The 19,178-nt window shown below is 67.3% G+C and carries 20 protein-coding genes; 11 read left to right on the top strand and 9 right to left on the bottom strand.

The window, feature by feature from the left end; translation table 11 throughout:
• The 5 genes from RIC54_RS17860 to RIC54_RS17880 form a co-directional block, all read left to right on the top strand.
• Window positions 1-303, top strand: a 303-nt coding sequence (locus tag RIC54_RS17860) for an FAD-dependent oxidoreductase (RefSeq protein WP_350151274.1), incomplete at its 5' end; no start/stop codon positions are given.
• Between the two features lie 299 nt (window positions 304-602).
• On the top strand, window positions 603-1,397 hold the full coding sequence (gene cysD / locus RIC54_RS17865; RefSeq protein ID WP_350151276.1) for a sulfate adenylyltransferase subunit CysD: 795 nt from the start codon (window positions 603-605) through the stop codon (window positions 1,395-1,397).
• A gap of 13 nt (window positions 1,398-1,410) precedes the next feature.
• The gene (locus tag RIC54_RS17870) at window positions 1,411-1,836 is read left to right on the top strand and encodes a GTP-binding protein (RefSeq protein ID WP_350151279.1); all 426 of its coding nucleotides are present in this window, start codon (window positions 1,411-1,413) and stop codon (window positions 1,834-1,836) included.
• Window positions 1,837-1,884: 48 nt separating this feature from the next.
• Entirely contained in the window at window positions 1,885-3,318 is a 1,434-nt protein-coding gene (gene cysC / locus RIC54_RS17875) for an adenylyl-sulfate kinase (protein WP_350151281.1), read from the top strand.
• A gap of 10 nt (window positions 3,319-3,328) precedes the next feature.
• Complete coding sequence (locus tag RIC54_RS17880; protein ID WP_350096104.1) at window positions 3,329-3,763, top strand: GNAT family N-acetyltransferase; 435 nt, start codon at window positions 3,329-3,331, stop codon at window positions 3,761-3,763.
• A 16-nt stretch (window positions 3,764-3,779) separates the two neighbouring features.
• Here the strand turns inward: RIC54_RS17880 and RIC54_RS17885 are convergent, their stop codons facing one another.
• The 3 genes from RIC54_RS17885 to RIC54_RS17895 all read right to left on the bottom strand — a co-directional run bounded on the left by RIC54_RS17885 (window position 3,780) and on the right by RIC54_RS17895 (window position 5,700).
• Entirely contained in the window at window positions 3,780-3,938 is a 159-nt protein-coding gene (locus RIC54_RS17885; protein WP_350096106.1) for a DUF3309 family protein, read from the bottom strand.
• Window positions 3,939-4,075: 137 nt separating this feature from the next.
• The gene (locus tag RIC54_RS17890) at window positions 4,076-5,050 is read right to left on the bottom strand and encodes an NADPH:quinone oxidoreductase family protein (RefSeq protein ID WP_350096108.1); all 975 of its coding nucleotides are present in this window, start codon (window positions 5,048-5,050) and stop codon (window positions 4,076-4,078) included.
• A gap of 17 nt (window positions 5,051-5,067) precedes the next feature.
• The gene (locus RIC54_RS17895) at window positions 5,068-5,700 is read right to left on the bottom strand and encodes a helix-turn-helix transcriptional regulator (RefSeq protein WP_350096110.1); all 633 of its coding nucleotides are present in this window, start codon (window positions 5,698-5,700) and stop codon (window positions 5,068-5,070) included.
• Window positions 5,701-5,811: 111 nt separating this feature from the next.
• Between RIC54_RS17895 and RIC54_RS17900 the strand changes: the two genes are divergently transcribed.
• On the top strand, window positions 5,812-7,206 hold the full coding sequence (locus RIC54_RS17900) for an MFS transporter (protein WP_350096112.1): 1,395 nt from the start codon (window positions 5,812-5,814) through the stop codon (window positions 7,204-7,206).
• 21 nt (window positions 7,207-7,227) lie between these two features.
• On the opposite strand, the gene RIC54_RS17905 is transcribed toward RIC54_RS17900, so the two are convergent.
• The 5 genes from RIC54_RS17905 to RIC54_RS17925 form a co-directional block, all read right to left on the bottom strand.
• On the bottom strand, window positions 7,228-8,811 hold the full coding sequence (locus RIC54_RS17905; protein ID WP_350096114.1) for a cisplatin damage response ATP-dependent DNA ligase: 1,584 nt from the start codon (window positions 8,809-8,811) through the stop codon (window positions 7,228-7,230).
• Entirely contained in the window at window positions 8,808-9,836 is a 1,029-nt protein-coding gene (locus tag RIC54_RS17910; RefSeq protein WP_350151283.1) for a ligase-associated DNA damage response exonuclease, read from the bottom strand. The genes RIC54_RS17905 and RIC54_RS17910 overlap by 4 nt, the downstream gene beginning before the upstream one ends.
• Before the next feature lie 79 nt (window positions 9,837-9,915).
• Entirely contained in the window at window positions 9,916-10,512 is a 597-nt protein-coding gene (locus tag RIC54_RS17915) for an SIS domain-containing protein (protein ID WP_350096118.1), read from the bottom strand.
• A gap of 91 nt (window positions 10,513-10,603) precedes the next feature.
• Window positions 10,604-11,401, bottom strand: a complete 798-nt coding sequence (locus RIC54_RS17920; RefSeq protein WP_350096120.1) for a 2-keto-4-pentenoate hydratase — start codon at window positions 11,399-11,401, stop codon at window positions 10,604-10,606.
• On the bottom strand, window positions 11,398-12,639 hold the full coding sequence (locus tag RIC54_RS17925; RefSeq protein WP_350151285.1) for a M20 family metallo-hydrolase: 1,242 nt from the start codon (window positions 12,637-12,639) through the stop codon (window positions 11,398-11,400). Before RIC54_RS17925 ends, RIC54_RS17920 begins: the two co-directional genes overlap by 4 nt.
• 166 nt (window positions 12,640-12,805) lie before the next feature.
• On the opposite strand from RIC54_RS17925, the gene RIC54_RS17930 reads away from it, so the two are divergent.
• From RIC54_RS17930 to RIC54_RS17940, 3 genes are all read left to right on the top strand, one after another.
• Window positions 12,806-13,780 carry a TRAP transporter substrate-binding protein gene (locus RIC54_RS17930; RefSeq protein WP_350096124.1) on the top strand — a complete coding sequence of 325 codons (975 nt, stop codon included), beginning with the start codon at window positions 12,806-12,808 and terminating at the stop codon, window positions 13,778-13,780.
• Between the two features lie 94 nt (window positions 13,781-13,874).
• Complete coding sequence (locus RIC54_RS17935; protein ID WP_350096126.1) at window positions 13,875-15,434, top strand: alkaline phosphatase family protein; 1,560 nt, start codon at window positions 13,875-13,877, stop codon at window positions 15,432-15,434.
• Between the two features lie 93 nt (window positions 15,435-15,527).
• Window positions 15,528-15,944 (top strand): hypothetical protein, encoded by a 417-nt coding sequence (locus tag RIC54_RS17940; protein WP_350096128.1) that lies wholly within the window; start codon window positions 15,528-15,530, stop codon window positions 15,942-15,944.
• 412 nt (window positions 15,945-16,356) lie between these two features.
• On the opposite strand, the gene RIC54_RS17945 is transcribed toward RIC54_RS17940, so the two are convergent.
• Window positions 16,357-17,169: a hypothetical protein gene (locus tag RIC54_RS17945; RefSeq protein ID WP_350096130.1), complete on the bottom strand. Its 813-nt coding sequence runs from the start codon at window positions 17,167-17,169 to the stop codon at window positions 16,357-16,359.
• Between the two features lie 223 nt (window positions 17,170-17,392).
• Here RIC54_RS17945 and RIC54_RS17950 point away from each other — a divergent pair, with 223 nt between their 5' ends.
• Window positions 17,393-18,364, top strand: a complete 972-nt coding sequence (locus RIC54_RS17950) for an alpha/beta hydrolase fold domain-containing protein (RefSeq protein ID WP_350096132.1) — start codon at window positions 17,393-17,395, stop codon at window positions 18,362-18,364.
• A gap of 2 nt (window positions 18,365-18,366) precedes the next feature.
• Entirely contained in the window at window positions 18,367-19,176 is an 810-nt protein-coding gene (locus tag RIC54_RS17955) for an enoyl-CoA hydratase-related protein (RefSeq protein ID WP_350096134.1), read from the top strand.
• The last annotated feature ends 2 nt before the right edge of the window (window positions 19,177-19,178 follow it).

Below are 19,178 nucleotides of genomic sequence, written 5' to 3' on the forward strand. Positions count from 1 at the left end.
GCCGTCGACCGCATCATGACCGACACCACCTTCGACATCCGTCGCCTGGCCTCGCGCTGGGCCGGCCTGCGCAGCTTCGTCGCCGACAAGACGCCGGTGGTCGGCTTCGATCCGGCGTCGGAGGGCTTCTTCTGGCTGGCCGGCCAGGGCGGCTACGGCATCCAGACCTCGGCCGGCATGGGCCGCCTGTCGGCAGCCCTGGCTCTCGGGCAACCGGTGCCGGCCGACATGACGGCCCTTGGCCTGACTGCCGCACATGTAGCGCCCGATCGGATCGGGCTCGACCGCCAGTTGCCTGGCTGACGCAACACCCCATAGCGCGAACTCCAGGTCGCCTCATCGCCTGTCGCCGCGGCACTCCTGTTTCCGCTGTGATCATTTCGTCACAGCGGGAACGCCACCCTGAAAAATTCGTTGCACCAACCAATGTCCAAACCGCCACACGGTTCGGGCATGAAGCAGTCACGTTCAGGGCAATAACAGAGTTGAGGCAGGCAATGGCCGGCGACACGGTTGAAATCACGGCGCATCCGCGCTTTGACAGCAGGTCCGGGCGCGCTTATCTACCGGCGCACCGCAACCACTCGGGCATGGACGCCGCGATGAACCATCTCGACGCCTTGGAGGCGCAGAGCGTCTACATCCTGCGCGAAGCGTTCAACAAGTTCGAACGCCTCGGCATGCTGTGGTCATTGGGCAAGGATTCCAACGTCATGCTCTGGCTGGCCCGCAAGGCCTTCCTGGGGCATGTGCCGTTTACGGCCCTGTTCTGCGCCACCGGCAAGAAGTTCCCGGAGATGTATGCGTTCCAGGACCGCTACTCGGTCGAATGGAAGCTGAACTTCATTCGGCGCGACTGCCCGCCGATCGAGGAGATCGACCCGACGCTGCCGCCGGCAGCCCGGTCGGCCGCGCGCAAGACCGAGGCGCTGAAGCGGCTGATCGCCGAACTCGACCTGCAGGCGGTCATTGCCGGCATCCGTCGGGACGAGGAGGCGACCCGCGCCAAGGAGCGGGTGTTCAGTCCGCGCGGCGAGAATGCCGAATGGGACTTCCGCGACCAGCCGCCGGAGTTCTGGGACCAGTTCAAGACCGATTTCGCACCCGGCACGCATCTGCGGATCCACCCGCTGCTGCATTGGACCGAGCTCGACATCTGGCTGTACATCCAGCGCGAGGGCATCCCGCTGGTGCCGCTGTACTTCGCCAAGAACGGCAAGCGTTACCGCTCGCTCGGCGACATGGACATCACCAACCCGATCGATAGCGACGCCGACACCGTCGAGAAGATCATCGCCGAGCTGCGCACCACCCGGGTGGCCGAGCGCAGCGGCCGCGCGATGGATCACGAGAGCGAGGACGCCTTCGAGCGTCTGCGTTCCGCCGGCTACATGTGAGGGAGGACGCATCATGAGCATCGCAGTCTCTCCCTCCACCACCCCGCGTCGTGACGACGAACTGTCGCCGATGAAGCTGGTCATCGTCGGCTATGTCGACCACGGCAAGTCGACCCTGATCGGCCGGCTTCTGCACGACACCGGCTCGCTGCCCGACGGCAAGATGGAAGCGGTCCGCGCCATGTCGGAGCGCCGCGGCATGCCGATGGAGTGGGCCTTCGTGCTGGACGCCCTGCAGGCCGAGCGCGACCAGGGCATCACCATCGACACCACCCAGATCTTCTTCAAGACCCCTCGCCGGCCCTACGTCATCATCGACGCGCCCGGACACAAGGAATTCCTGAAGAACATGGTCTCGGGGGCCGCGTCCGCCGACGCCGCCATTCTGGTGGTCGACGGCAAGGACGGCGTTCAGGATCAGACCCGCCGGCACGGCTAGCTCCTGCACCTGCTCGGCCTCGACCGTGTCGTCGTCGCCGTGAACAAGATGGATCTGGTCGACCACGCGGAGAGCAGGTTCCGCGAGGTCGCCGACGAGGTGCGCAAGTACCTCGGCAGCATGGGAATCACCCCGGCGCACATCCTGCCGGTGTCGGCGCGCCATGGCGACGGATTGGCCAACAAGTCCGACAACATGCCGTGGTTCGAGGGCCCGACCCTGATCGCCGCCCTTGACGAGTTGCAGGCCAAGCCGCTGCCGGTGGAGCTGCCGCTGCGGTTCCCGGTGCAGGACGTCTACAAGTTCGACGAGCGCCGGATCATCGCCGGGCGGATCGAGAGCGGCCGGCTCAGCGTCGGCGACGAGTTGCTGTTCAGCCCGACGAACGCGACCGCCCGGGTCAAGTCAATCGAGGCCTGGTCCGTTGATGGGCCGGTCATGTCGGCCTCGGCCGGCCAGTCGATCGGCATCACTCTGGACGACCAGCTGTTCCTGGAGCGCGGCCACGTGGCCTCGCACCGCAGCGAGCCGCCGGTCGAGACCAACGTATTCCGCGCCCGCATCTTCTGGCTCGGCCGCTCGCCCCTGGAGGTCGGCCGGCGCTACAAGATGAAACTCGCGACCATGGAACACACCGTCGAGGTCCAGGCGATCGAGCAGGTCATCGACGTCGCCGACCTGTCGCAGCGTCCGGCCGACCGCATCGAGCGCAACGAGGTCGGTGAGATCATCCTGCGGGCCCGCGCCAAACTGGCGCTGGACTCGTTCGTCGACAATCCGCGGCTGGGCCGGTTCGTGCTGATCGACGGCTACGACATGGCCGGCGGCGGTCTGGTCTCGATGGAGGGCTTCCCCGACCAACGCGCCCGCAACGAGCCGACCTCGCAGAACATCACCGCGGTGGAGCACCGCGTCACCTCGGACGCCCGCTGGCAGGCCAATGGCCACAAGAGCGGCGTGCTGTGGCTGACCGGTCTGTCCGGTGCCGGCAAGTCGACCCTGGCGGTCGAGCTTGAACAGGCGCTGTTCCGCAAGGGCTGGCAGGCCTATGTGCTCGACGGCGACAATATCCGCTTCGGCCTGTCCGCCGATCTCGGGTTTGCACCGGAGGACCGGGCAGAAAACATCCGACGAGTCGGCGAAGTGGCTGCGCTGTTCGCCCGTGCCGGTATTCTGGTGATCACCGCGTTCATCTCGCCCTACCGCGAGGACCGGGACCGTGCCCGTTCGGTCGCGCCGGAGCTGTTCCACGAGGTGCACGTCAAGGCCGACCTCTCGGTGTGTGAAGGGCGTGATCCCAAGGGCCTGTACAAGAAGGCCCGCAAGGGTGAGATCTCGGACTTCACTGGAATCTCGGCACCATACGAGGCACCATCCGCCCCGGAGTTGGAGGTGGATACCGGCGCCCTGTCGCTCAACGAGTCGATCGAGCAGTTGCTGGGCTATGTGGAAGCCAACTTTGGACTGAACGGTCGCGACTGATGGTGCGTGAATGACCGAGGCCATCCTGGTCTCCACCGTTGCTGACGATGCCGATCCAGCGTTTGCCGACACCAAGTCGCAAGTGCTGGATTGGCTCGATCAGCACGCGGTGGCGGCCAGTGTCGTGTTCGACTCCAAGCCGTTCGCGCTGACGGCGACCCGAGCCGGCAACACCCTGGGCGGCTTGATCGGATCGACCAATCTAGGCTGGCTGCACGTACAGTTGCTGGCAGTCGCACCGGAAGCCCGCAGCCAGGGCGTCGGACGCGCGCTGCTGGGAGCAGCCGAATCCTTGGCTCGCGATCGCGGTTGCCATGCCGCATGGCTCGACACCTACGACCACCAGGGCCCCGACTACTACCCGCGTCTGGGTTGGGCCAAGTTCGGCGAGCTTGATGACTTCCCGAAGGGCGGAGTCCGGCGTTTCTACCGCAAGGCGCTGTAGACCGGCCGACCCCGCGTCAGATGCGTCCCATCAAGAGCAGCACGATCACGACGATCAGCAGCACTCCGACGATCCCGCCGGGACCGTAGCCCCAGCCGCGGCTGTACGGCCAGGCCGGGATGGCGCCCAGCAGCACCAGGATCAGCACGATCAGAAGAACGGTACCAACGGTCATGACGCGCCCTTTCGATGCAAGATCGCCGGGCCCTTGGACAGTTGATTGGCGGGTCCCGCGAACGTCAGTGGAAGAGCAACTTCGTTCCGCTGGTGCAAGTTCCCGCCATCATGCGGTTTTCTCAGCCGGCTGAACCGTCACACGGTCAGGACGATCTTGCCCTTGACCTTGCGATCCGACAGGACCGCCAGCGCATCGCGCGCCTGGGCCAACGGAAAGGTCTGGCTGATCACCGGCCTGATGCGGCCCTCGGCGTGCAGTTCGAACAGGCGCCGGAAATTCTCCGCCTCGCGTTCCGGTTCGTTGCGGCGGAACTGGCCCCAGAATACCCCGACCACGGCGCAGCCCTTCAAGAGGGTCAGGTTGGCCGGGATCCTGGGGATCTCGCCGCTGGCGAAGCCGACCACCAGGTAGCGGCCGTTCCACGCCATGGACCGCAGCGACGGGTCCATCAGGTCGCCGCCGACCGGATCGTAGACCACGTCGACTCCGCGCCCTCCGGTCAACTCCTTGAGGCGGTCGCGGTAGCCGTCCTCGGCGTAGTTCACAAGCTCGTCGGCGCCCTGCTCGCGCGCGAAGTCCAGCTTGTCGGCACTGCCGGCCGCCGCAATCACCCGCGCACCCAAGGCCTTGGCGATCTGGATGGCCGCCACGCCGACACCGCCGGCGGCACCCAGCACCAGCAGGGTCTCGCCCGGCTGGATGGCGGCCCGCTGGACCAGCGCGTGGTACGAGGTGCCATAGGTCAGGGCGAACCCGCCCGCCGTGATCTCGTCCATGGTCGGCGGACGGCGCAGCAGACGATCCGGGGTGGTCACCACCTCTTCGGCGAAGCCACCCCACAGGGTGGTGGCCATCACCGCATCGCCGACCTTGAATCCGGTAACGTCGGCGCCGACCTCGACGATCGTGCCCGAAACCTCGCCGCCCGGCGCGAATGGCCGGTCGGGCTTGAACTGGTACTTGCCCTCCACGATCAACACGTCGGGGAAGTTGACGCCGCAGGCCGCGACCTTGATGCGCACCTCGCCGGCTGCCAGCTTGGCGCTCGCCACATCCTCCAGCGCAAGATCGTCGATTGGCCCGAAGGCCTTGCACAGCATCGCCCGCATGGAAATCCCCTTGGTCGTCAGGTGCGTGTCGGGGTCACACGATAGGCGCAACGCCGGGCACCGGCCAGAACGTGATCGGTCCGCTCGACCTCGGCCGCCTCGCCCAGCACGTCGCGGAAAATCGCCAGCTCGGAGCGGCACAGGTTCTGGCACTTGGCCGCCGCCGCGCAAATCGGGCAGTGGTTCTCGATCAGCACCAGGGTGCCGTCGTCGTCGCGCCGCCACTCGGCCATGTAGCCTTCGCGGTCGCGCATCTCGGCCAGTGCCTTGACCTTGCCCTCCAGCGTGCGGGCGCGGGCAGCGGCGGCCCGGTACACCTCGCGCTGCTCGGACTCCCGCCGGGCGATCAGCCGGTCCAGCCCTTCGGTGCCGAACTCGGCCCGCACGGCATCCAGCAAGCCGACCGTCAGGTCGGCGTGCCGATCGGGAAACCGGGCGTGCCCGGTCTCGGTCAGGCGCCACAGCCGCTTCGGTCGGCCTCGCCCCTCGCGCCGGTCCTCATAGCTGACCAGGTTGTCGGCTTCGGACTTCACCAGTAACTGGCGAACCGCCTCGGAGGTGATGCCGAACGCAGCCCCCAGATCGGCGATGGTCTGCGGTCCACGGGTCTTGAGACGAAACAGAATCCGGTCGCTGGTCGTGTCGGCCATTGTCCCTCCCTGACAGACCTCAGTTATACCAAGAATTCCCTTGTTCAACTACCCCATCACAATCACCATGCGACAAAATGGGACGATCGATCCTCCGGGAGGGGCGCTGGAATGAACGACGCGGACAGCCGGGTGTTGAGCTGGAGCGAACTGTTCGGACCCGAGTACCTGCTGGCGATGACCACCCTGTGCCTCGGCATCACCCTGCACGCCGTGAACTTCTTCATCTTCGCCACGCTGGCGCCATCGGTGGTCGCCGATCTCGGCGAACTCGAGTGGCTGCACTGGGCGACAACCCTGTACGTGGTGGCCTCGATCGTCAGTTCTGCCGCCGGCGGCATGATCCGGGCACGGCTGGGTCCCCGGCGCGCGCTCGGGTTCGCCATTCTCGGCTTCGCAATCGGGTCGGCCGGGGTCGGCCTCGCCCCGGACATGGCCACCATCCTGGTGATGCGGGCGATCCAGGGCCTTGGCGCCGGCCTGCTGCTGGCTGCCTCACACGGCCTGGTGCGCGACCTGTTTCCGGCGTCCAGTTGGGCTCGGGTGTTTGCCGCGATCTCCGGCGTGTGGGGCATCGCCGCCCTCACCGGCCCGCTGATCGGCGGGATCTTCGCCGAGCTCGACGAATGGCGTCTCGGATTCATCGTGATGCTGCCGCTGTGTCTTCTCCTGTACATCGCCGTCCTGAGGTCGGTGCCCACGGGCGGGCAGAAACCGCCGTCAGGCGGATTGACACCGATCCTGCGCCTCGCGCTGATCGGCGGCGCCGCCCTGGCGATCGGCGGAACCGGTGGCGCCGGTCCCGACCGGACCGTCGCCCTGGTCGCTCTGGCCGGCGCACTGCTGCTGGCCGCCATCGTCTGGGAGCGCCGGTCGGCTGAGCCGCTGTTCCCGCACGCCATGTTCCGGCCCGGTACCGTGCTCGGCGGGAGCGTGATGTTCGTGTTCTTCATCTCGTTCGGATCGGCCTCGACCGCGATCTACGCCCCCTACTTCCTGCACGCGCTGCACGCCGTGCCGCCGCTCGCGACCGGCTACGTCGTCACTGCACAGTCGATGTGCTGGACCATCGCGTCGCTTGCGGTGGCCGGAGCCGTGGGCGCCCGGGCCAGCCTGTCGATCGCCGTCGGCCCGGCGATCACCGGCGTCGGCTGCCTCGGTGCCGCGCTGTATGTACCGGCTGGACCGCTGTGGGCGGCCATCGCTGCCTTCATGCTGCTCGGTACCGGCATCGGGCTGGCCTGGAGCCACGTCGCCAAGCGGATCTTCGATGCCGCCGGCGAAGCCGACCGGGACCGGGTAACCAGCGTCATCCCGACCACCCAGGCGCTCGGCGTCGCCTTCGGCTCGGCGGCGGCCGGCATCGTCGCGGACCGCGCCGGCCTGGTCGGCACCCCGCCGCCGCCGGTGATCGCCGAGGCCGCCCATCTGGTGTTCCTGTCCCTGCTGCCGGCAATCGCCCTGGCCCTGGCCGGGGCGCTGCGCAGCGCGTACGGGCGGGCGTAAGCCGACGCCCTTCACGGCTCGTCACTCGATCAGCTTTTCCAGTGATTCCAGTCGGTCGGCGTCGGCGGCCGGCTTGTCCCAGCGGATGCGGGCGATCCGCGGGAAGCGCATGGCGACACCCGACTTGTGCCGGGGCGACCGGTTGACGCTGTCGAACGCCACCTCAAACACCAGCGCGTGCTCGACCTCGCGGACCGGGCCGAACCGGTTGATCGTGTGGTCGCGCACCCACTTGTCGAGCAGCTTCAGTTCGTCGTCGGTGAAGCCGAAGTATGCCTTGCCGACTGGAACCAGTTCGGCCGACCCGGTCTCCGGATTCTCGCGCCACGCGCCGAAGGTGTAGTCGGAGTAGAACGAGCTGCGCTTGCCGTGGCCGCGCTGGGCGTACATCAGCACCGCATCGACCGTCAGCGGACCGCGCTTCCATTTGTACCAGAGCCCTTTCGGCCGGCCGGCGACGTAGGGCGCATCCCGGCGCTTCAGCATCAGGCCTTCGGTCGAGGTGCCGCGGGCGCCGGCCCGCATCCGTTCCAACTCGTCGGAGCTTGAAAAGGCCACGACCTCCGACAGGTCCATGCGCTGCGGCGCGTGGCGCTCGACGAACGCCTCCAGCCGGGCCCGGCGTTGCGTGGTCGGCAACGCCCGCAAATCCTCGCGCCCATCGAACAGGATATCGTACAGCCGCACGAACGCCGGGTGCTTGCGCAGCATCGCCCCGGTCACGGTCTTGCGGTTCAGGCGCTGCTGCAGCTCGTTGAACGGCCGCACATTGCCGTCGGCCCCGACCAGCAGCTCGCCGTCCAGCACGCCCTCGAAGGAGATCGCGTCGAGCACGTCGGGAAACCCGGCACCGATGTCGTCGCCGGTGCGCGAATACAGTCGCTTCTGCCCGGCACGCGCGACCAACTGGACCCGTATGCCGTCCCACTTCCACTCGGCCAAGTAGGCGTCGAAATCCAGGCCCGCCACCTCGTCGTCTTCCAACGGGTGCGCGAGCATCGGCGGCCGGAACACCGGCTTGTCCTCCAGATCCGGCCGCGGCGCCGCGCCGTCGAGCCAGGCGAACAGTTCGGCGTATGGCGGTGTCAGGCCGTGCCACACCTCCTCGATCTCGGTTGCGTCCACCTTGCCGTACTCGGCGAGCGCCACCTTGGCGAGCCGGGCCGAGACCCCGACCCGCAGCCCACCGGTGATCAGCTTCAGCAGCGCCCAGCGCCCGGTGGCGTCCAGCGGGTCCAGCCATTGCTCGATCACGTCGGGCGCGTCGGCCCGAGCGGTGCCCTGCAGCCCGTGAACCACCTCGCCCAAGGTCGGCCAGGCCCGATTGGTGCGCCGCTCCGGCCAGATCAGCGCGGTGGTCTCGGCAAGGTCGCCGACATAGTCGTAGGACCACTGGAACAGCACCGGATCGACCCGGCGCATCGCCAGATCCCGGATCGCGCCAGCCTTCGCGCCGGGGAACGACAGCCCGCCGGTCAGCGCGGCCAGCGCCCAGCCGCGGTCCGGATCCGGTGCATGGCGGAAGTAGTCGACGATCAACGCCAGCTTGGTGTTGCGCGCCGGAGTGTAGATCAGCCGGTCCAGAAGGTTGGCGAACGGCGTCACGAGCCGCCCTCGTCCTCGTAGCCGACCAGAGCCAGCGCGCGTGCGCGATAGCCCCGCGCCGACGCGGCATGCATCAGAGCCTCCTCGCGGCCGTGGATGATCCAGATCTCCGGTGCGCCGACATCGTCGAAGGTCTTCAGCAGCTCGTCCCAGTCGGCGTGGTCGGAGATGATCAGCGGCAGTTCGACCCCGCCCTGCCTCGCGCGCTGGCGCACCCGCATCCAGCCCGATGCCATGCAGACCACCGGGTCGGGCAGCCGACGTGCCCAGCGGTCGATGATCGCCGACGGCGGCGCCAGTACGATCTCGCCCATGAACTCGTCCTTCGGCACGCCTTTGGCGCCGGCGGTGGCGGGACGCAGATCGCCGAGCGGCACGCCATGCGCCTCGTACAGTGCGCACATCGGCTGCAGGGCGCCGTGCACGAAGATCGGCCGGTGCCAGCCGGCTTCGCGCAGCAGGCCGATCACCCGCTGTGCCTTGCCGAGGGAATAGACCCCGACCACGTGGCACCGCTCGGGGAACAGCCGCACGCTGTCCAGCAGCTTGGCGATCTCGGCCCGGTCGTCGGGGTGGCGGAACACCGGCAGGCCGAAAGTCGCCTCGGTGACGAACACGTCGCACTTCACCGGCACGAACGCCGCGCAGGTCGGGTCGGCCCGACGCTTGTAGTCGCCCGACACCACGATGCGCGCACCACGGTACTCGACCAGCACCTGGGCACTGCCGAGCACATGGCCGGCCGGATGCAGAGAGACCTCGGTCTCACCGACCCGGATCACCTCGCCATAGGCCAGGGCGCGCCTGTCCTGCTCCGGCTGGACGCCGAGCCGGTGCGCCATGATCGCCAGCGTCTCCACGGTTGCCATAACCGCACGATGGCCGGCGCGGGCGTGGTCGGAATGACCGTGGGAGATCACCGCCCGATCGACCGCGCGCAGCGGGTCGATGTAGAAGTCGCCCGGTGCGACGTACAGGCCCTGCGGCCGGACTTCGACCCAGGTTTCGGGATGGGGGGATGCCATGCTCGGAAGGTTAGGCGGCAGCGTCGGGACGTCAACTCGACGGGCGCGACGCGCACCGCAGGGTCACGCAGGGTAGCGCTCAGACGTTGTCCAGCCGGGCCTTGCGTCCGAGGTAACCGCCGTGATGACGCACGCCGTACTGGTCGCGGGTAACCCCCTTGCGCACCATCAGCGTCAGGGTCAGGGCGTCGGCGATCGCGCTCATGGCGGCAATGCTGGCCGAGGGCGTCAGCCCGAGCGGGCACGGCTCCTCGATCACCCCCATGTCCAGCACCACGTCGGCGAGGTCGCGCAAGCCCGAGTCGGGGTGCGAGGTGATGCCGATCACCGTACCGTGCTGGTTGAGGTGCCGGGACAGCTCGATACACTCCAGCACTTCGCGGGTCTTCCCGGAGGTCGAGAACGCAATCATGCAGTCGCCGTCCTCAATGTGGCCGAGATCGCCGTGTGCCGCCTCGCTGGGGTGAATGTAGAACGCCGGGGTGGCGGTCGACGCCAGGGTGGCTGCGAACCGGCGGGCGACGAACCCGGCCTTGCCCATTCCCAGAGTGATGATCTTGCCGGGACAATTCGCCATGGCGTCGAGCGCACGCTCGAAAGTGGCATCGACCTTGATCGAGCGGATCGCCTCGGCTTCGGCATCCAGAATGGCCCGGATACGGGCGGCGGTGTCCATGATACAGGCTCCGGCGGGTTGCCGGTTGGCTTTAGGCGGATCGCACCGGCGAGGCAAGGGGCGAGACCTGTTCCAGCGCTCCTCTCCGCCGTCACACGAAGGTAACGGACGCCTCGCCCAGACCCGCGAACCGGATTCCGACTTTGGCCGGCGCCTCGACCCACACGGTCTTCACCACGCTGCCCAGCATCACGAACTCGCCCGCCCGCAGCGGCATGCCGAGTGCCGCCCGGTGGTCGGCCAGCCAGGCGAGCGCCACCAGCGGATGCCCAAGGATATCGGCGCCACGACCGCGGCCGACCTCCTTGCCATTGATCGTCATCACCCCCTCGACCGCCGGCAGGTCGAGCGACCGCCAATCCGGAACCGCCGTCCCGAGCACGACCCCGGCGTTGAAAAAATCGTCGGCGATCAGCACCGGCGGCGGCAAGGCGCCGTAGTCGACATACCGGTCGTCGACAAGCTCGATCCCGGCCATCAGGCTGTCGACCGCCTCAGCCACGCTGTCCTGCGAGTGACCGCCCGGCCGGGCCGGCAGATCCCGCCCAATCCGGGCGGCGATCTCGCACTCGACACCGATCCGGTGGTACCGCGACAGCGGCAACTCGACCGCCCGCTCGAACACCGTGGTCTCGAACACCTCTCCGGCGCAGGGATGATCGATGCCGAGATAGGCCTGCATCACCGACGTGGTGCAGCCGATCTTGTGGCCGACCCGTGGGCCGAACCCGGCCGCCTCCAGCACCGCGTGCAGCGCGTTCTGAACCGCATAGCCCTCTGCGATGGTGCCCGGCGGTCGCACATTGTCGGGCAGGCTCGGCGTCGGTGGCCCGGTCAGCCGGGCCCGAGCCAGGAAGGTCGCCGCCTCGCCGATCTGTTGCGGGGTCACGCGTTCCTCCGCTCCTGCAGGATCGAGGCGGCAGCGTCGGCCAGCACCCGGCAGCCAAGCACGATGTCCTTCTCGTGGCTGTTCTCGGCGAAGTCATGGCTGATGCCACCGATCGATGGGATGAACAGCATCGCGCAAGGCAGTTTCTCGCTGATGACCATCGGGTCGTGGCCGGCTGCACTCGGCATGCTCTGCCACTTGCCCGGCACCGTCGCCTCGGCGGCTCCGGCGATGTGCTTCTGGAAACCCTCGTCCATCCAGGACGGCCTGACCGGGGTGCGGGTGCGCTCGACCTCGATGCGGACCTTCTTGCCGCCGGCCTCAACCTCCTTGGCGATCTTCGAGGCGATCTCCTCGAAGCGGTCCAGGATGCCCTCGTCCAGGTCGCGGAACTGCAGGTCGAGTTCGGCGTAACCCGGCACGATCGACGGCGCCCCCGGCTGGACCGACACCCGTCCCATGGTCCACACGGTGCGGTCGCCCGCGACCTTGGGAAATTCCTGGTTCACGCGGTGCGCTACTTCGAACAGCGCGGTCGCGGCGTCCTTGCGGCGGCGCATCGTGGTGGTGCCGGCGTGGTTCTGCTCGCCGTGGAACCGGAACCGCATGGCGCGGATCGCGACAATCCCGGTGACGACCCCGATGTGCAGTTCGCCCTCTTCCAGATACGCCCCCTGCTCGATGTGGGCCTCCAGATAGCCGAGGTAGCGATCCTTCTCGATGGTGGCGCGCGGTACGTCGGTCAGCCCGGCCTCGGCGATCGCCTCGGTCAGCGACATCCCGGCCGACCCGTTGCGCGCCGCCTTCTCGACCTCAGGATCAAGGGTTCCGCACCACGACCGGCTGCCAAGGCAGGACATGTAGGTGCCCTCCTCGTCCTGCCAGGACACCACGTCGACCGCGAGGTCCGCGGTTGCCGGATCCTCGGCCATGGCACGCGCGATCTCCAGCCCGTAGATCACGCCCAGTGCACCGTCGAGCCAGCCGCCGCGCGGCTGGGTGTCGGAGTGCGAGCCGATCAGCAGCGCCGGGCCAGGCTTCGACGACCGGCCGAGCACGTTGCCGACTCCATCGATCGTGGTGGCGAGGCCGGCATCCTCGAACTTCCGCTTCAGCCAGCGCCGCGCCTCCATGTCCTTCTCGCTGAGCGCGGGGCGGACCACGCTGGTCTCGACTGCGCCGATCGAGCGCAGCTCCTTGAGATCAGCCATCATACGGTCGGCGTTGATGTTCGGCATGTCGGTTCTCCAGTGTCGGATTTCACGCGAGCCTAGTGCGCCGAACCGCCGCCGTCACCCTCCCTCGGACCACACTCATCGCGTTTGAAATCTCGCGAAACCGTGGGCATGCTACCGCCCGGCCGGGCTGACACGGACCAACGGCCCACGATAAAAGGGGAGCTTCATGAAGCGCATCATCACGACGGCGGCAGCCGGCGTCCTGGCTCTCGGCTGGGCGACCGCGTCGATGGCCGAGCAATGGGACATGCCGCTGGCCTATCCCGCCACCAACTTCCACTCCGAGACCGCGGCGGCGTTCGCCGCGGCCGTCAAGGCCGGTACCAACGGCAAGCTCGAGATCATCACCCATCCCGGCGGTTCGCTGTTCAAGGGCGGGGAGATCTTCCGTGCCATCCGCACCGGACAGGCGCCGATTGGCGAGCGCCTGATTTCGGCGCTGGGCAACGAAGATCCCCTGTTCGAGCTCGACGGCCTGCCGTTCCTGGCGACCTCCTACGCCGAAGCCTTCAAGCTGTACGAAGCCAGCAAGCCCGAGCTCAATGCGCTGCTCGAGTCCAAGGGCGTGAAGCTGCTGTATGCCGTGTCGTGGCCGCCGCAGGGCCTCTACACCAAGAAGCCGGTCAACTCGGCCGCCGACATGAAGGGCGTGAAGTTCCGCGCCTACAATCAGGCGACGGCACGACTGGCCGAACTGATGGGCGCCATCCCGACAAAGATCGAGGCGGCGGAGATCAGCCAGGCGTTCTCCACCGGCGTTGCCGAGTCGATGATCTCGTCCGGGTCCACCGGCTACGACAGCAAGCTGTGGGAGTTCACCAAGTACTGGTACGACACCAACGCCTGGCTGCCGAAGAACATGATCATCGTGAACAAGGCGGCCTGGGATGGTCTCGACAAAGCGACCCAGGACGTCGTGATGAAGGCGGCGGCCGATGCCGAGAAGGCCGGCTGGGCGAAGTCCGAGGAACTGGCCAACTGGTACAAGGAGCAGCTCAAGGCCAACGGCATGACCGTCGAGCCGCCGAGCGCGCCGCTGGCCGCCGATTTCAAGCGGATCGGCGAGACCATGACCGAGGAGTGGCTCGCCAAGGCCGGCGATGCGGGCAAAGCCGTGGTGGCCCGCTACAAGAAGATGTGACGTTTCCGACATCTGGACTGCGCTTTTACGGGCCGGCCTCCGGGCCGGCCCGGCGCTTTCGCCCCGCCCTTGTTTCCACGACCCGGCTCCCCCCATGTCCGCCCGACCCGACATTCTGCTGATCACGCTCGACCAGTTCCGCGGCGACAGCCTGTCGTCCATCGGCCATCCCTGCGTGCGCACGCCGCACCTGGACGCGCTGGCCGGCGACGGTGTGCTGTTCCGCAACCACTACGCCACCTGCGCGCCTTGCTCGCCGGCGCGGGCCAGCCTGCTGACCGGGTTGTACCAGATGAACCACCGGGTGTGCCGCAACGGCACGCCGCTCGACGCCCGCCACGCCACCGTGGCAACGGTCGCGCGCGCCGCGGGATACGACCCGCTGCTGTTCGGCTACACCGACCAGTCGGTCGATCCGCGCGGCCTGGCCCCGAACGACCCGCGTCTGCGCACCTACGAAGGCATCGCGCCCGGTTTCGCGGTCCACACCGACATGGCGGAGCCCAGCCCGCTGTGGCGGCAATGGCTGAAGCAGCGCGGCGTCGATCTCGGGACCAGGGAGCGCGATGTGTTCCGGCCGCGCGGTTCCGGCGAACCGCCTGCCGGTCCGCACCGCGAGCCGCCGGCCTTCGGTGCCAACGACACCGAGACAGCGTTCCTGACCGGTCGGATGATCGAGCACCTGTCGTCGCTCAGTCCGGTGGCGGAACCCAGCTTCCTGCACGTCAGCCAGCTTCGCCCGCACCCGCCGTTCGTGGTGCCGGAGCCGTACAACACTATGGTCGACCCAAGGGACACCCCGCTTCCGGTTCGCGCCACCGACCGGGCCACCGAGGCGGCACAGCACCCCTATCTGGCGTACGAGCTGAACCGCATCCCGCTGGCCAGCTTCGTCTACGAAGCCCCCGGACTGGCCGCCGAGATGACGGACGACGCGATCGCCACCATGCGCGCGACCTACTACGGCATGATCGCCGAGGTGGACGCTCAGGTCGGGCGGACCATCGCATTCCTGAAGGAGACCGGCCGCTACGACCGGACGCTGATCATCGTGACCAGCGATCATGGCGAGATGCTGGGCGATCATCGGCTGCTGGGCAAGCTCGGCTATTTCGACGCCGCCTACCACATTCCGCTGATCATCAAGCCGGCGGGCGGCACACCGGCGGCAGGCCGCGTCGTCGAGGCGTTCACAGAGGCGGTGGACGTCACGCCAACCATTCTGGAGTTGGTTGGCGCCGAAGCGCCGCCGGCGATGGACGGCCGCTCGCTGGCGCCATTCCTTGAGGGCGGCTCACCAAAGCAATGGCGCGATGCCGTGCACTGGGAGTACGACTTCCGCGAGATCGGCAAGCCGGAGGTCCAGGACAAGCTCGGTCTGCCGGTGGACACCGCCCAATTGGCCGTCCTGCGCGACAAGGCGTTCAAGTACGTGCACTTCACGGGCCTGCCGCCGCTGCTGTTCGACCTGAGTCGCGATCCCGCGGAGCTGGAGGATCGATCCGAGGACCCCGACTACGCGTCGGTCCGCGCAGACTACGCCGGCCGGATGCTGTCGTGGCGCATGGCGCACGCCGATCGGACTCTGTCCGGCTGGAACCTGATAGCCCCCGGCGGCCCGACGCATGTCGCTCCAGATCGTGGACGGTGGTAACCTCACCGCTCGGGTCACAGCCATGGCAGGCACTTAACGATTTTTTACGATCGGATCGTGTATCGTTCAGGCGTGCAACAACCGGGCCCTCCAATGGCGATCTCACGTGCAGCCTGCATCTCTCCCGCACCGGGGTTCCTCATCCGGCATGTCTCGTTCCTGGAACTGGATCTGCCGCTGAAGAACGCCACCCTGGAATGGCTGGAGCAGTCGAAGGCCGGGTCGGTGCAGATCCTGAGCAACCCGGTCGTCTGCGATTCCAAGTCGTTCATCTTCTCCGAGGCAACCGGCGACCTGATCAACGAGTCAGCACTGGTGAGCGCGTTCGGCAATACCCACTACCATATTGAGATCGCAAAGAAAATTTATGGAACGCTGGGTGAGATCGAAAGCCCGATGGCGTTGAACTTCTCGACAACGGACGGCAATGACGCTGGGCTTCAGTTCATCGTCCTGCCGGTCGACACCCGCAGTGACCGGCTGCACCTGCTGCGCGTTGCAGGCTGGTAGAGCCATGTGGGGGATCTCCAAGATCCGCAGCACGGATGCCGAAGGGCATGTCCTGGCTCGGTTCGGATCGGCGCAGGACTTCATCGTCGGCGTCGACAACTCCTTCGTCCACCTGTCGCGCGAACTGCAATTGACCGCCCGGCGGAAGGCACCGACGGTCACCGATGTCGATGCCAACGCGCTGATCAACCTCGGGCTGCTCGGCACCACCCACCTGATCGACTGCTCGTCGGAAGATCCGTCGCAGTACCGCTTTCTGCAGTACGGCAACCGGATCGCCATTCACGACGGCAAGGAATATTCCGGGCGGACGCTGCGCGACGCCGAGTGGCCGATGATGCGGGTCCTGGCCGAGCGTGACTACGCCTATGCCAAGAAGAATGGCGCAGCCACGCTGTCCCAGGTCGAGGTGCTACGGCACGACCGTCAGATTGTGTACCGCCGGTTCATCATTCCGCTTGCGGGCAATCGGGGCGAAATCACGCATCTTCTTGTCGCCACCCGCCCGAATCTTCTCAAGATCGTCCCAAGTTCGTTTGATTAGGAAGTCGGCCGGCGTGAAGGTCTGGAACATGCGTTCCTGGCGCCCGGTGGGCCAGAACCAGCCGTCCACGCACAGGCGCACATCCGGCACCCCGTAGTTGGCTGTTGGCACGCCCTTGGCCAGCAGTCGGTCGAACACCACCCCGACGATCCCGTCGACGCCCCAGCGGTGCGCGGCGACCGCGTGGTTCAGGCGCGGGATCAGCCACGACAGGCCGATGCCGCGATGCGCCGGGTCGACCCACAGGCCGCCGCAATGGCTGAGTACACCAGCCGGTCCCGGGCCACTCAGCACCGTTTCAACCGGTCGCGGAGCTTCGGGCGGAGACCACAGGAGGCCGCGCCGGACATAGTCGTGATAGTCGTCGGTCTCAATGTAGCGCCCGGCCATAACCGCGGCGGTTCGTCCGCTGCGCTCGACGATATGCAGCCAGTAGGCGTCCGGCGGCTCGCCGCTCTTGTCCGGATCGAAGGTCGGATTGATCCCGTCCGTACCGGATGCCTGCTCCATGACGGCGCGCCAGGACCTGAGCTGACCCTCGATCCGCAACTCGAAACCGTCGCGATCGAGCAGCTCCGCGACTGAGGTGATGTACGCGCGTAGTATCCCTTGTACCAGTCTTCCATAGTCCGGGAGGTTGTTCCCGCGGTCGGAAGCCTGAAGTTGAGTGAGATTTGCCATTGCTTGGGCCCCTGCTGATGGAGAGGCCCGGAATCATAGCGAAGCGAATGGCAGACCACTCGTCATGCGCGCATGTCGTTGAATTCTCGTGAGATCTTCATCGGCAACCGTGCCGAGTGCGAACGAAAGCGCTGCGCCTGAAGGCTTGCTACAAGGCTTGTCGAGCGGCCGTGAAACGACGGACCATGCCGGACGCCGTGCACCGATGTCCAAAGGATCCCCGATGACTACCGACAGCGAGACCTGGGTCGACCCTGACATGCAGCTGGCCTTCGCGCGTATGGCCGAAATTGCGCGCGAGCACGATCTGCCGGCCGACCGATCGCAACTGACTCCCGAACAGGCGCGCCGCCGCATGGAACTGGACCGCGCCTGGTGGAACCAGGAGCGGCCGGAACTCGCCCGGATCGTGGACATCACCGTCCCCGGCTTGACCCGGCCGATCCCGGTGCGGCTGCTCTACCCGTCGACCGACGCGCCGCTGCCGGTGATCGTCTATCTGCACGGCGGCGGATGGGTGGTGGGATCGCTGGAAACCCATGCCCGAGGCATGCACGCCTTGGCGATTGCCGCGAACTGCGTTGTGGCGGCGGTCGACTACTCGCTGGCGCCCGAACGCAAGTTCCCCAGCGCCATTACGGAGGTCGTCGAGGTGGTCGAGCACATCGCAGCAAGCCCGAACGACCTCGGGATCGATCCGCGCCGTGTGGCGCTTGCGGGAGACAGCGCGGGGGCGAACATTGCTCTGGGCACCGAGTTGCACCTGCAGGATCGCGGCGCCTCGCCTGTCGGCGCGCTTGGCCTGATCTACCCCGTCACCGGATGCGACTTCGAGACCGAGTCCTACCGGCGCTTCGGCGGCGGTGAGTGGGGACTGTCGAGGGCCGAGATGCAGGCGTTCTTCGAGCACTACCTCCGAGGTCCCGAGGACTATGACGATCCCCGCGCGGTGCCGATCAAAGGCGACCTGTCCCGCCTGCCACCGACCTTCGTGGCGGCCGCCGGCCTCGACGTTCTGCGCGACGACTCTATCCAGTTGGATGCCAAGCTCCGTGCCGCCGGCGTACCCTCCACGCTCACCGTCTACGAGGGCGTCACCCACGGCTTCATGACCCTGACCCGAATGGTTCCGAAGGCCCAGACCATGATCGACGATCTCGCCGGCAAACTGTCAACCACGCTGCGGGGGCTGTGAGGATGAGCCAGGCATACGGGAACGGAACGGTCCTCTGCGCGATCGACGCACGGGGCGTTGCCACGGTCACGTTGAATCGGCCGGAGCGCAACAACGCCTACAACAGCGATGTCATCGGCGGCCTGCTGGACGCGTTCGGCCGGCTCGGCGCCGATGACGCCGTCCGGGTCGTGGTGATCCGCGGTAACGGCAAGCATTTCCAGGCGGGCGCCGACCTCGGGTGGCTGAAGGAGATCGGTGCACTCTCGCCCGAGGAGAACATCGTGGTCTCGCGGCGCACTGCGTCGGCCATTCGCGGGCTAACCGAGTTTCCGAAGCCGACCGTGGCCCTGATCCACGGTGGCTGCTTCGGCGGCGGCACCGGGATCGCCGCCGCCGCTGACGTGGTGATCGCCAGCCAGGATGCCATCTTCTCGATCACCGAGGCCCGCTGGGGGGTGATGGCCGGGATCATCGTCCCGCACCTGAACGCCGCCATCGGCGTGCGCAACGTCCGGCGGTTCGCGCTGACCTGCGAACGGTTCGGTGCAGCCGAAGCGAAGGAGATGGGCCTGGTTCATACGGTTTGCCCGGAGGGCGGACTGGACGCTGCCGCCGCCCCGGTCATCGACGCGCTGTTGATGTCCGCTCCGGAAGCGACCGCTGAGACGAAGCGCCGAACGCTCATCGAAGCCGGTTTGATGATGACCGACGCGCACTTTGAAGAACTCGTCGTCGAGCATTCGGCCAAGCGTCAGACCGCCGAAGCGGTCGAGGGCCTGGCCAGTTTCTTGGAGAAGCGGCCGCCGAGTTGGTATCCGGGTCCGGCCTGACC

Source organism: Thalassobaculum sp., assembly GCF_040219215.1.
In the GTDB taxonomy this organism is placed as follows: Bacteria; Pseudomonadota; Alphaproteobacteria; order Thalassobaculales; family Thalassobaculaceae; genus Thalassobaculum_A.